The 11,817-nt window shown below is 51.5% G+C and carries 14 protein-coding genes (1 of these 14 cut by a window edge); 9 read left to right on the forward strand and 5 right to left on the reverse strand.

Annotation, left to right across the window (positions count from 1 at the left end; all coding sequences use genetic code 11):
• From astD to INT22_RS17900, 3 genes are all read left to right on the forward strand, one after another.
• On the forward strand, positions 1 to 487 hold the 3' portion of the coding sequence (gene astD, locus INT22_RS17890) for a succinylglutamate-semialdehyde dehydrogenase (RefSeq protein WP_193068668.1). 1,010 nt of this gene lie to the left of the window's left edge; the window shows 487 of its 1,497 coding nt (coding positions 1,011-1,497); its start codon lies beyond the left edge, outside the window; the stop codon is at positions 485 to 487.
• Positions 484 to 1,866: an N-succinylarginine dihydrolase gene (astB, locus tag INT22_RS17895; protein ID WP_089039520.1), complete on the forward strand. Its 1,383-nt coding sequence runs from the start codon at positions 484 to 486 to the stop codon at positions 1,864 to 1,866. The genes astD and astB overlap by 4 nt, the downstream gene beginning before the upstream one ends.
• 204 nt (positions 1,867 to 2,070) lie before the next feature.
• The gene (locus tag INT22_RS17900) at positions 2,071 to 2,565 is read left to right on the forward strand and encodes a DUF523 domain-containing protein (RefSeq protein ID WP_226912875.1); all 495 of its coding nucleotides are present in this window, start codon (positions 2,071 to 2,073) and stop codon (positions 2,563 to 2,565) included.
• A 56-nt stretch (positions 2,566 to 2,621) separates the two neighbouring features.
• Here the strand turns inward: INT22_RS17900 and INT22_RS17905 are convergent, their stop codons facing one another.
• Positions 2,622 to 3,260, reverse strand: coding sequence for an NAD(P)-dependent oxidoreductase (locus INT22_RS17905; protein WP_193068669.1), 639 nt, complete (start codon positions 3,258 to 3,260; stop codon positions 2,622 to 2,624).
• Between the two features lie 43 nt (positions 3,261 to 3,303).
• Positions 3,304 to 4,239, reverse strand: coding sequence for a DMT family transporter (locus tag INT22_RS17910; RefSeq protein ID WP_193068670.1), 936 nt, complete (start codon positions 4,237 to 4,239; stop codon positions 3,304 to 3,306).
• 100 nt (positions 4,240 to 4,339) lie between these two features.
• Between INT22_RS17910 and INT22_RS17915 the strand changes: the two genes are divergently transcribed.
• Entirely contained in the window at positions 4,340 to 4,825 is a 486-nt protein-coding gene (locus INT22_RS17915; protein ID WP_193068671.1) for a MarR family winged helix-turn-helix transcriptional regulator, read from the forward strand.
• Positions 4,826 to 5,067: 242 nt separating this feature from the next.
• Here the strand turns inward: INT22_RS17915 and INT22_RS17920 are convergent, their stop codons facing one another.
• Positions 5,068 to 6,084: a zinc-binding alcohol dehydrogenase family protein gene (locus INT22_RS17920; protein WP_193068679.1), complete on the reverse strand. Its 1,017-nt coding sequence runs from the start codon at positions 6,082 to 6,084 to the stop codon at positions 5,068 to 5,070.
• A gap of 39 nt (positions 6,085 to 6,123) precedes the next feature.
• Positions 6,124 to 7,215 carry an alkene reductase gene (locus INT22_RS17925; protein WP_193068672.1) on the reverse strand — a complete coding sequence of 364 codons (1,092 nt, stop codon included), beginning with the start codon at positions 7,213 to 7,215 and terminating at the stop codon, positions 6,124 to 6,126.
• A 307-nt stretch (positions 7,216 to 7,522) separates the two neighbouring features.
• Here INT22_RS17925 and INT22_RS17930 point away from each other — a divergent pair, with 307 nt between their 5' ends.
• From INT22_RS17930 to INT22_RS17950, 5 genes are all read left to right on the forward strand, one after another.
• Positions 7,523 to 8,422: a LysR family transcriptional regulator gene (locus tag INT22_RS17930; RefSeq protein ID WP_193068673.1), complete on the forward strand. Its 900-nt coding sequence runs from the start codon at positions 7,523 to 7,525 to the stop codon at positions 8,420 to 8,422.
• 50 nt (positions 8,423 to 8,472) lie between these two features.
• Positions 8,473 to 8,946, forward strand: a complete 474-nt coding sequence (locus INT22_RS17935) for an NUDIX hydrolase (protein ID WP_193068674.1) — start codon at positions 8,473 to 8,475, stop codon at positions 8,944 to 8,946.
• Between the two features lie 87 nt (positions 8,947 to 9,033).
• Complete coding sequence (locus INT22_RS17940) at positions 9,034 to 9,795, forward strand: class I SAM-dependent methyltransferase (RefSeq protein ID WP_193068675.1); 762 nt, start codon at positions 9,034 to 9,036, stop codon at positions 9,793 to 9,795.
• A gap of 24 nt (positions 9,796 to 9,819) precedes the next feature.
• Positions 9,820 to 10,083, forward strand: a complete 264-nt coding sequence (locus INT22_RS17945) for a MarR family winged helix-turn-helix transcriptional regulator (RefSeq protein WP_226912876.1) — start codon at positions 9,820 to 9,822, stop codon at positions 10,081 to 10,083.
• A gap of 71 nt (positions 10,084 to 10,154) precedes the next feature.
• Positions 10,155 to 10,748, forward strand: a complete 594-nt coding sequence (locus INT22_RS17950; protein ID WP_193068676.1) for a class I SAM-dependent methyltransferase — start codon at positions 10,155 to 10,157, stop codon at positions 10,746 to 10,748.
• A gap of 15 nt (positions 10,749 to 10,763) precedes the next feature.
• Here the strand turns inward: INT22_RS17950 and INT22_RS17955 are convergent, their stop codons facing one another.
• Complete coding sequence (locus INT22_RS17955) at positions 10,764 to 11,672, reverse strand: LysR family transcriptional regulator (RefSeq protein ID WP_193068677.1); 909 nt, start codon at positions 11,670 to 11,672, stop codon at positions 10,764 to 10,766.
• Positions 11,673 to 11,817: the final 145 nt, after the last annotated feature.

The following is an 11,817-nucleotide window of genomic DNA, read 5'->3' on the forward strand; positions in this document are numbered from 1 at the left end:
GGCAGCTGCCGATGGCTTGCTTAAGGCGCAAGACGAGCTGGAAGCCCTGGGCGGTACGGTGATTAACCGGATGCAGCGCCTTAAAGAGAACACCAGCCTGTTAAGCCCGGCACTGATTGATGTCACAGGGTTGGACGTGCCCGATGAAGAACATTTCGGCCCACTGCTGAAAATCCATCGTTACAGCGATTGGGATGAAGCGTTAGCCCTTGCCAACGATACACGCTACGGCCTGTCTGCAGGACTCATCGGTGGTGATAAAGCCGACTGGGACGACTTCCTGCTGCGCATTCGTGCGGGCATCGTGAACTGGAACCGCCAAACCACAGGGGCTTCTGGCGACGCTCCCTTTGGTGGCGTAGGTGACAGCGGTAACCACCGCCCCAGCGCTTACTATGCGGCGGACTACTGCGCTTACCCAGTGGCGTCGATGGAGGCCGATAGCTTGGAAATGCCGGAAACGCTGCCGCCAGGAGTCAACCTATGAGCGACGTGGTGAATAACAACGTAGTTAATAACAGCGTCAGAGAAGTCAACTTTGACGGCTTGGTTGGGCCCACCCACAACTACTCAGGGCTGGCCCATGGCAACGTGGCGTCGATGAGTCATGGTGGTCTGGTGTCCAACCCTAAAGAGGGCGCACTGCAAGGGCTTCTGAAAATGAAGTCACTGATGGATGCTGGCTACGCTCAGGGCGTATTACCCCCTCAACAGCGCCCTGATGTGGGCGCATTACGGGATTTAGGCTTCAGCGGTAGCAATAGCGATGTGCTGAACCGTGCCGCCAAAGAGGCACCCCAGCTGCTGAGGGCGGTCTGCTCAGCTTCCAGTATGTGGACGGCCAACGCAGGCACCGTTACCCCAAGTGTTGATGCGCCTGACCGCCGAGTGCATTTTACACCGGCGAACCTACAGTCCAGTTTTCATCGCTACCTAGAGCCGCAAACCACCGGCCGGGTGCTACAGGCTATTTTCCATGATGAGCAGCACTTTGCTCATCATCCGGTACTGCCAGCAACGCCTGCTTTTTCTGATGAAGGCGCGGCCAATCACACCCGGCTATGCGGTGAACACGGCGAGCCAGGTGTTCACCTTTTTGTGTATGGTCGTCAAGCATTTGGTGACGTGCGTAGCGGCGAACGTGAGCCAAAACGCTTCCCCGCTCGGCAAACCCTGGAAGCCAGTCAAGCAGTGGCCCGCCAGCACGGGCTAACAGATGCACAAACGGTGTTTGCTCAACAGCATCCGGATGCTATCGATGCGGGTGTTTTCCACAACGATGTCATTGCCGTGGGTAATGGCCCCGTATTGCTCTATCACGAAATGGCCTTTTTGGATGAAGCGCGCACCTTAGATGAGCTGCGTAGCAAAATGTCCACACCACTGATTCCCGTGCGGGTATCGCTAGACGCGGTGAGCATGGAAGATGCGGTAGCATCGTACCTGTTTAACTCCCAGCTCCTTTCCAACCCGGATGGCACCATGACGCTGGTCGTGCCCAGCGAATGCCAAGAGCGTGAAGCGGTTTGGCGTACGATCCAGGACTTTATTCTGGCCGGCAATAATCCGATTAGTGACGTGGTCGTTAAAGACGTTAAACAGAGCATGCGCAACGGCGGTGGCCCCGCCTGTCTGCGCCTGCGGGTTGCCCTATCCGAAGCCGAACGGGCAGCGTTGACCGGCCGCGTATTAATGAATGATGCGCTGTACGATGATCTGACTGCTTGGGTCAATCGCCACTACCGTGATCGCCTTGCGGCAGATGATCTAGCCGATCCTAAGCTCGCCACAGAAGTGCTCACGGCGTTAGATGAGCTGACGCAATTGCTAAAAGTGGGGGCAGTTTACCCATTTCAGTTGGGGTAAGAAGTACACCCAGCAAAACGCCAAGGCACAGCCTTGGCGTTAATCGTATATGACTGCAACGGATTGGCTTCAAATAGTTGGTAGTGCGTGGTAAACCTACAGCGCACCCGCAATGTTCGCGGCTCAGGGGGAGTGGTCAGCAGGGGAGTGGTAGTATTCGCTAAGTGCTCTAACGACTAACCACCAAAACTAGAGATCGGTATTTTGAAAAAAGTATTAATGAGTGCCTGCCTTCTAGGGAAAAAGGTTCGCTATGATGGTCGAGCCCTTCCCGTGGCAGACCAGATTATTGAGCAGTGGCATTCTGAAAGACGAATTGTTTCTGTCTGCCCTGAGGTTGAGGCGGGAATGAGTATTCCCAGGCAGCCTGCAGAGATTTTTGAAGGCAATGGTCAGAGCGTAATAAATGGCGAAGCCGATGTGATTGAAAAAGAGGGAGCCAATGTCACTGCCGAGTTTTTGGCGGGGGCTTCCGTTGCTCTAGATTTATGTCTTAAATTTAATATAAGCGTCGCGGTACTCGCTGAATCTAGCCCATCATGCGGAAGTTCCGCTATCTATGATGGCAGTTTTTCCGGTAAAAAAGTGCCAGGCATGGGAGTAACCGCCGCACTGCTCCGCCAGCATGGTATACGGGTGTTTAATCAGTATGAAATAGCGGAGGCCAATCAAGCGCTTCTCGCTAAACATGATGATTAAAGCGTCGAGAGCTAACCAGAGGCTCCCTAGCACTCGGTGTACCGCGTCTTATCGGCTTAATATCCTACGGTAAATGCCTGTTGAATATGTGTTGGCGTTTCTGCTTCATCCAGCATCGCTACTGCAAAATCCTCCATTGAAATACGCGATTCCCCGTTCTTATCCATGACAAGAGTGTCCGAGCCAAGGCGAAAGCTGCCTGTCCGCTTTCCAGGGACGAGCATGGCGGCAGGAGAGACGTAGGTCCATGCTGTGCGAGTTTCGGCAAGGCACCGTTGGTACTGTGCTTGGCAAGCCTTGGCAATTTCTAGTGCTGTTGCTGGTAGAAAGTCGGGGGCTGTTAACACCGTTTCCCCGTTGCGTCCGGGAATTAGCAATCGAGCGGCGCCGCCCACTAATAGCACACGTTGTTCGGCGAGAGCGCTGTTGAGAATCACATCCGTGAGTGTCACCAGCAGCGCTTCCTGCCCCTCTGGTGGGCGAACAGCGCTGATCAATAAATCCTGGCCTTCGACCGCCTGCGTTAGCTGGTGCGGGTCTGAGATGTCGGCGACACAGTAGCTTGCCTCAGCAGGCAGCTTGTTACGCTGACTTTCAGCTCTTACTACACCTGTGACGTGATGTCCCCGCGCTAACGCCTCACTCATAATGCGTGTTCCGACGTCACCTGCGGCACCCAGTATCGCGACTTTCATGATCGTTATTCCTTGGTTTAGTGGGTCTTGATTGAGTAGATATTCAGTTAGTACGAGAAAGCTGTTTGGCTTTGCCAATATTGAGCAGGGCAATACCTGCGCCAATTAAGACAATGCCTAGGAGTAAGCCCTCAGGGGCGGCTTCTCCCTGGAGGAAGATCGCAACAGGCACCCCCACGACAGCGCCGACGGAACCCAATAAGCTCAGGAATACGGGGCCACCGCTTTTCTGGAGCAGGAACAGTAGAAAGAACTGGCCTGCGAACACTAGCGCTTGGAGTGCAATCAGCATGATGGGCAAGTGGTGTTGAGTTGGAACACGCAACGAAAAGCTTGGTAAGAAGCCTATTCCTAGCAGGATTACAACGGCGGCAATCAGCATGCCGGGGGCCAGAGCACCGCTCGACACACCTGCAGGCCAGCGCAGAGTCCGGTAGATGTTGCCGATGGCTAAGAGCACTGGGCCAGCCAGGGCAATCAGAATCCAGAGGTGATTGGCATCAGGTGACGATAGCTTATTGGCGGCTAAGGTGATGGCACCCAACAGCGCAGACATAACACCAGCCGCTCGCATAAATTGAAATTTTTCTATTTTCAATAACAGCGCACCAATGTAGGTGAGCAGCGGCGGTAGCGTAATGATTAAGGCAACGAACCCAGCACCCACATGTGGGATAGCGGAGAAAAAGATCAAGTTAGAACCAGCCACGCCAAGCAGTGCGGCTACGGAGTAGTACTCAACCGAGCGCAAGCTTATAGGCGGTAAATGGCCACGCAGTGCTGAGACGGCCAACAGAATTAATGCCGCCCCAGTGATTGACCAAAACAGAAATGCGAGTGCAGATAGCTGCATTTCACCAGCAAATTTAGCCAAGTTTGTTGAAAGGCCGAGTAGAGCGCCGCCTGACAGTAGGTAAATCAGTGGTGCAAGCCAGACCCTTTTTGATGAGTGTGTAGCAATTGTGTTTGATAATGCCATTAGATATGCTCTCAATTAATGTCTTGATATCAAGATATATGCAGGTTCTCTTGACGTCAAGATAAATGGGCTAAGCAATAATAAGGAGCGCAGTACTTCTATGGATCATGTGGATAGAATTCTTAATCAGTGGCGACAGGAAAGGCCTGACCTTAATGTTACGCCGATGGCCACCCTTGGGCGGATTAAGCGACTGAGCTACTGCTTAACCCGTGAACTGGAAAAGACCTGGACAAAGTACGGGCTGAACGGTGCAAGTTTTGACGTTTTGGCGACCCTTCGCCGAGAAGGCCCCCCTTTTGCGTTATCGCCAGGGGGGTTAATGGCTTCAACCATGGTGACCTCTGGCACTATGACGCACCGTATCAACCTGTTGGAAAAGGCTGGTTTGATTGAGCGGGTCAAAAACCCAGAGGATGGGCGCGGTTTTCTGATCTCTCTTTCACAGCGTGGGTTTGAATTGATTGATGAAGCGGTTACCGCCCATGTGGAAGCGCAGGCGCAACTGGTGAGTGGCCTCAGTGAAGAGCAGCTGGCGCAATTAGATGCTCTGCTGAAGCAGTTTTTAGCGGGATTGGAGCAGTAGCGGTGTGTGCTATAGCCGCGTACACATCGATATTGTTGAGCATCCTACCTAGGGCAGTACTGCTCAGGCTAAGCGCCCCCATTGAAGCGCTGACATATAAAAGGCGAGCCCAAATCATGTTTTGTGGGCGATTTTTAATGTTAACGGGGTTGAGTGTTTTTCGTGTGCTGAACAAGAGGAAGCCCGCTAAAAACGGGCTTCCTCTCGCATTAGAAGCTAGCGCTCATCTCGGCTAACGCTGTTTATTCGAATCCCTCGAGTACCACTTTTCCAATCATACTCTCGGCCTCCAATTTTTCGTGAGCCCTACGCAGGTTAGTCGCATTGATATTGCCCGCATTGACACCCAACGTACTCTTCAAGATACCCTGATCAACCAGCGCGGCGACTTCATTCAGCAGCTTTTGCTGGGCAACCATGTCTGTGGTCTTATACATGGAACGGGTAAACATGAACTCCCAGTGTAAGGAGAGACTTTTACTCTTTAGTGCACGTACATTCAGTACTTCAGGGTCGTCGATCAAGCCAAACTGACCCTGCGGCTTCAGTGCAGCAATAATCTCGTCAAGATGCTCTTCGGTGTGGTTAAGGCTGACAACATGGTCAACTTCTCCAACCTCTAATTCCTGCAGTTGCTTACTCAGCGATGCTTTATGATTGATAACATGATGCGCACCTAACTGTTCCAACCAGGCCTGACTTTCCCCCCGAGAGGCCGTGGCAATAACGGTCAGACTGGTTAGTTGGCTCGCCAACTGAACCAGAATGGAACCAACACCACCAGCAGCACCGATAACCAGCAGTTTCTCACCTGCGTGCTCCCGACCGGGTTTGATGTTCAGTCGGTCGAATAGCATTTCCCAAGCGGTAATGGCTGTCAGCGGCAACGCAGCGGCACTAGCAAAATCGAGAGAGCTGGGTTTGCGACCGACAATGCGTTCGTCCACCAGCTGGTATTGAGCATTACTGCCCTGGCGGCTGAGATCCCCAGCATACCAAACAGCATCTCCGGGCTTGAAAGCGCTGACCTTCTCTCCCACAGATGTCACAATACCTGCAGCGTCCCAGCCAAGAACCTTCCAGCTACCTTGGTTAGGCTCGACATTGGCGCGAATTTTGGTATCCACCGGGTTGACCGCCACGGCTTTCACTTCAACCAGTACATCGTGCCCACTGGGTTCCGGTATCGGTAGTTCGATATCGCAGAGTGAAGTCTCCTCCTGAATCTGCAGAGCCAGTTGGTAGCCGATTGCTTTCATTGTCTGTGCCATGCTGTACTCCTGTTTTATCTGAAAGTTTTAAGTCGCCGAGTAAGCGGGGTAGGACGTATAGCCCTCGGCATCACCGCCGAAAAGGCTGTCATTCTGAAAACTGGCCAGAGGCAAACAGTGATGCAGGCGCATAGGCAGGTCAGGGTTCGCTATAAACGGGCGGCCAAACGCCACCAGGTCAGACAGCCCAGAATCGATCATTTGACTGGCCCGTTCCTTGTCATAACGTCCAGCCACAATCAGCGTGCCCTGATACACTTGACGTAGCGCCAGGCGGAAATCGCTCGGTATCTCGGGGGCATCATCCCAGTCAGCTTCAGCCAGATGGATGTACCCGATACCCAGTTCCTGTAGCTGAGTTGCCGCATGCAGAATGGTGGGGATGATATCCGGGCAGCTCATGCCACGAGCCGTAATGAACGGAGCCAGACGCACGCCCACTTTTTCAGCTCCCACTTCGCTTGCCACTGCTTCGGCAACCTCAACCAGAAAACGGATTCGATTGTCACGACTGCCACCATAAGCGTCTGAGCGCGTATTCGAGGTGGTGCGTAGAAATTCATCAATCAGGTAGCCATTGGCGGCATGAATCTCAACACCATCAAAACCGGCTTCCATGGCGTTCCGGGCGGCCTGTCGATAGTCTTCTACCACGCCCTGAATCTCTTCGGTTTCCAGTGCGCGTGGCGTTGGGCAGGGCACCATGCCACCCACACCGTTTTCATCGGCTAGCCAGATACTGGCCTCAGGATTGATGGCCGAAGGTGCAACAGGTAAGGCTCCCTGATGAAAATTAGCATGTGACATACGGCCTACATGCCATAGCTGGAGGTATATAACCCCAGCCTCGGCATGGACCGCATCCGTCACTTTGCGCCAGCCGTCCACCTGCTCAGCACTATGGATGCCGGGAGTGAAGCTATACCCCTGTCCTTGCTGAGAAATCTGCGATGCTTCCGTAATGATCAAACCAGCACTGGCGCGTTGCGCGTAATACTGAGCCATAAGTGAATTGGGGATGTTGCCCGGCTGAGTACTGCGGGCACGTGTCATCGGGGCCATGACGACACGGTTGTGCAGAGACTTTCCCGGCAGCGAATATGAGCTGAACAGCTTCATGAGTGACTCCTTTGATTAACTGGGTAGTGTCGATCGCATGCCATTGCCATCCACTAAGCTCACTTATCTACAGATAAGACAGCGGCATACCGGGATGGGAAAACCGTGCGACTCCACTGCTGTGCATCGCCATCAGTCGGGCCTAAAAGTTGGCTAGCGACCGATAATAGAAACGCCATTTCAAGACAGAGAGAGACATGGCGACTTCTGATCTAGCGGAATGCACTAAAAACAGAAGCAGCTTATTTGACCTTATTGGTTTGAAAAACTAGCCTTCAATACAAATACCTTCAAAAAATATTTGAATATGCGCTCTATTCAGGATCTCAAGATTTTTATCGAAACCGCTCGTCAGGGAAGCCTTTCAGCCGCTGCCAGGCAGATGGACCTATCACCCGCGGCCACGAGTGCTGCAGTGAAAAGGCTGGAGGCCGAACTCGGCGTGCCGCTGTTTATCCGCTCAACCCGTCACTTGCGCCTGACTCATCAGGGCGAGACCTTTCTTGGTCACTGTCAGCAGGCACTCCAACTACTGGATGATGGCTGCCAAGCTATACAGAAAGGTCAAACCGTTATTCAGGATGTACTGCAACTATCCATGCCATCCGATATAGGTCGGAATTTGCTACTCGGCTGGCTAGATGAGTTTCTCGACATATATCCGCGTATCGACCTGCGTATTCAATTGTCTGACCGATTGGTTAATATATATCGCCAACCGGTTGATATCGCCTTACGTTACGGTGAATTGCCGGACTCCAACTTGATCGCTGTGCCGCTTGCGCCAGACAACAGACGCGTGCTCTGCGCTTCGCCTGACTATGTCCAACAGTTCGGCACACCTCTTCGTCCTGAGGATTTAACGAAACATAACTGCCTCTGTTTTATGCTCGGTGAAGACGTGCATGGCCGCTGGCGTTTCTGGAAAAATGGCCAAGAAGTGTCAGTGAAAGTGAGGGGCAGCCGTGTAGCCGATGACGGTGAGGCAGTGCGGCGCTGGGCCCTGTCCGGCAAAGGAATCGCTTACAAGGCTCGTCTGGATGTTATTGAGGATTTGAGTAATGGGCGCCTGGTTCCTCTGTGCGAAGACTGGGAGACTGAACGCACGCCGTTCAATCTGATCTGCGCCGACCGTCGCCAGTTTAGTCCAGCGGTTCAGGCGCTGAGACAGTTTCTTTTGTCACGACTCGAGAAGCTTTCAGCCTGATTTCCTTTGTGTAATATGAGTCGTCATTTTTAATCGATACAGAGGGTGTGATGTCTGGTCAGGGTGGCTGTGAGTTTATAGAGACGTCGGAACAACGCCCGGTGGTCGCAACCATCGCCGTTCTATTAAAAGATGATAAAGTACTCTTAGTGCGTCGCTCTAACCCACCTGATGCTGGTCGGTGGGGCTTTCCAGGTGGAAAAATTGAGCGAGGCGAAACCATAGAAGAAGCTGCGCTGAGAGAGCTTTACGAGGAAACAAATGTTATCGCCAACGTGCATAGAGTGTTCAATGCTGTTGACGTATTAGACTTCAATAAACGTAGTGAGCTTGAATATCATTTTGTGCTTATAGCTGTACTCTGTGTATGGGTTTCAGGTGAGCCCTTCGCGGGTGATGATGCACTAGATGCCTGCTTCTTTAATCTGGATGATGTCAACGAAAAAAATCTGGCTCTTAGCTTAGATGTTGAAAAAGTGGCAAGACAAGCTCTGGTTGTATATGAAAATGAGCTAGTTGAGTAAGGTTGGTTTTAACTTCTGAATTCTTCTAAGGAAGATATTTTGGAATCGCCGTTTAGTGTATTGATACCTAAGAAGTAGGGTGGCTTTATGGATAATGAGTATGGATCTCTAGCCTCTTGGGTTTACCATGTGGATAAACCCATTGGCCGAACGTTTGGAGATATTGAGTTTTATTTGTCACGCCTCAAGGACACTAGCGGGCCAATTTTAGAGCCTGCGGTTGGTAATGGGAGGTTTCTTATACCACTGCTTGAGGCCGGTCATGTCGTCCATGGCTTTGATGCCTCTCCTCATATGTTAGAGATCTGCAAGAAGGAGCTTTCTAAAAGGAATTTAACCGATAATGTCAGCAAGCAACATTTTGAAGACTTTGTCTACCAGGAGGCGTTTTCTGCGGTAGTAATGCCTGCAGGGTCTATTCAGTTAATTAAGTCGCCTGTTGCATGCTTAGGCTTTCTTAAGCGCTTAAAAGCTTGCTTATCAGAATCGGGTAAAATTATTGTAGATATAGACTCATTGGCTTTTATGCTTGATTCTGGGCCTGAAGCGCGCATGTGGAATTTAGGCGCGGATATGCTGACCTTAACAGAGTCAAGGGTGAAGACCAGCTATTTACATCAGACCACCGTTTCTCAGTTGAGGTATGAACACTGGCGTTCAGGAAGTTTAGTCTCTTCGGAGTTAGAGATTTTTTCTCTGCGCTTTTGGGGTGTTTCTGAATTTAGAAGCTTGTTGCATGAAGCCGGGTTTAAAGATGTTTCTATTACGTTGGACTATAAGCACCCGTTTTCAATGAGTGATAGCGATGTGGCGTCACCAAACGCAATTACTTTTGAAGCCTCATTGTAAATAGCTAAGTGGGTCAGGAGGTTAATGGCTTCCTCAATGGTGTCTTCTGGCACTATGACCAACCGTATCAATCAGTTGGAAAAGGCGGGGTGGATCGAACGGGTTAAAAGCCCTGAGGACAGGCGAGGCTTTCTGATTTCACTTTCTCAACCAGGGTATGAACTGATTGATGAAGCGGTGACGGCCCATGTAGAAACCCAGGCGCAATTAGTGAGCGGTATGAGCGCTGAGCAGTTGGCGCAGCTAGATGACTTAATGAAGCAGTTTTTGGCGGGATTGGAGCAGTAGTGGTGTGTGCTATAGCCGCGTACACATCGATATTTGCTGCGCCCATGTTGCTAAAGGGTTGAGGTGTTGGAATGAGCGAGCAAAAATATCTCGAAAAGTCACTCAGCGCTGCGGTTTATCCGCCATTAAAGCGGGCGCTTCGTCTTGTGGACACTACCTTGCCTATGGTCGCCGTTGATGCAGGCTGCGGAGCAGGGCGCGATGCACTATTCATGGTAGAACACGGCTATACAGTGCATGCCTATGATAAAAGCGATGAAGCGATAGCGCGTCTGGAGGAGGTTGGAGGGCGTTATATTCATCAAACTCTATTTCCTAAAGTGTCCTGCTTTGAGCAGTTTGTGTATCCAAGAACTGCGCTCATTAATGCATGTTCAAGCCTGTTTTTTTGTGATCCTGGGCTATTCGCCAGCGCGTGGCAAAACCTTACGCGCTCACTATTGAAGGGCGGTGTATTCTGTGGTCATTTCATGGGACCTGATGACAGCTGGGCAAAAATGGGGCGAGGAGATTTATCGATACACTCTTACTCTAACATCCAAGCGCTTTTTAAGGATGCGTTTAGAGTCATCGATATTATCGAGCATAATACGCAGGGTAAGACACTGCTTGGTAAGCCCAAGCAGTGGCATATTTACGCCGTTGTTGCTCAGAAAGTCATTTGACTACTCCTTACAGGGCTAGTGGTTATCTCTCTCTAGGTTGCCACGAATCCCCCCCGCCATTGCTTCCATAAACGTGCGTACTCTGGCTACACGGCGTAAGTCTGGGTGGGTGAGCAGCCATAGTGGAGTGGTCAGTGTTTCTATGGGGGCGCTTAGCCTTAGGAGTGCTTCATCGGCATCACCGAGATAGCAGGGGAGTACTGCAATCCCCGCCCCGTGGCGGACAGCGGATTGCATACCGAGCATGCTGTCTAGCTTGTAGGCGGCGCTTTTATCCATCATCCACTTTTCAAGTGCTGTATCGCCTAGATGAACATCCGGGCCTATCCAAGCTTCTTTTTGTAGTGACACTGGGTCTAGCGGCAGAGGGGTGTTTAGAAGGAGTGGGGCGTTTTGCCAAAGCGCCTTTTGTCCATAAATCGCCAGGTTGATATCGCTTACTCTGCGGCCTACGAGGGTTTCCGGTGGCTTACGGGTAGGGCGAATAGCGATATCGGCCTCACGCCGCGATAAACTTTGAAGCTGGTTGGAGATAACCACTTCCAGCGTGATATCTGGGTAGTGCTGGCGAAAATTTGCCAGTAGCGGTGAGAGTAGCCCTGCGAAAAGTGTGTCAGTGGTGGTAATTCGCAAGCTGCCGGTGAGGGTCAAATCCTGCCCAATAATGCGGCGCTCGGCGCCGTTGACTTCGCTCTGCACGCGTTTGGCTGAAGCGGTCAAATCATCCCCCGCCAAGGTCGGTGTATACCCTGTGCGGCTGCGCTCGAAAAGAGTCACCCCCAGTCGCTGCTCCATATCACTTAAACGCCTAAAGACGGTGGCATGACTGATACGCAGCGCTCGGCTGGCGCCGGATAGCGATCCTGTTTCGGCAATCGCTAGCACAATTTGTAGGTCGTCCCATCTTATTTGCTGTTCATTCATGCAAACCTATCTCTTATTTTTAGCCAATGTTTGATCGTATGTGAACAGGTTAGTCTGTCATCAAACCAATCAACAGGGGAGATGCAGTATGAATGTATTGGTTGTCTTGGCTCATCCTGAACGTAAGCGTTCATTCCAGGACGTA

Source organism: Halomonas sp. 3D7M (assembly GCF_014897885.1).
GTDB lineage: Bacteria > Pseudomonadota > Gammaproteobacteria > Pseudomonadales > Halomonadaceae > Vreelandella.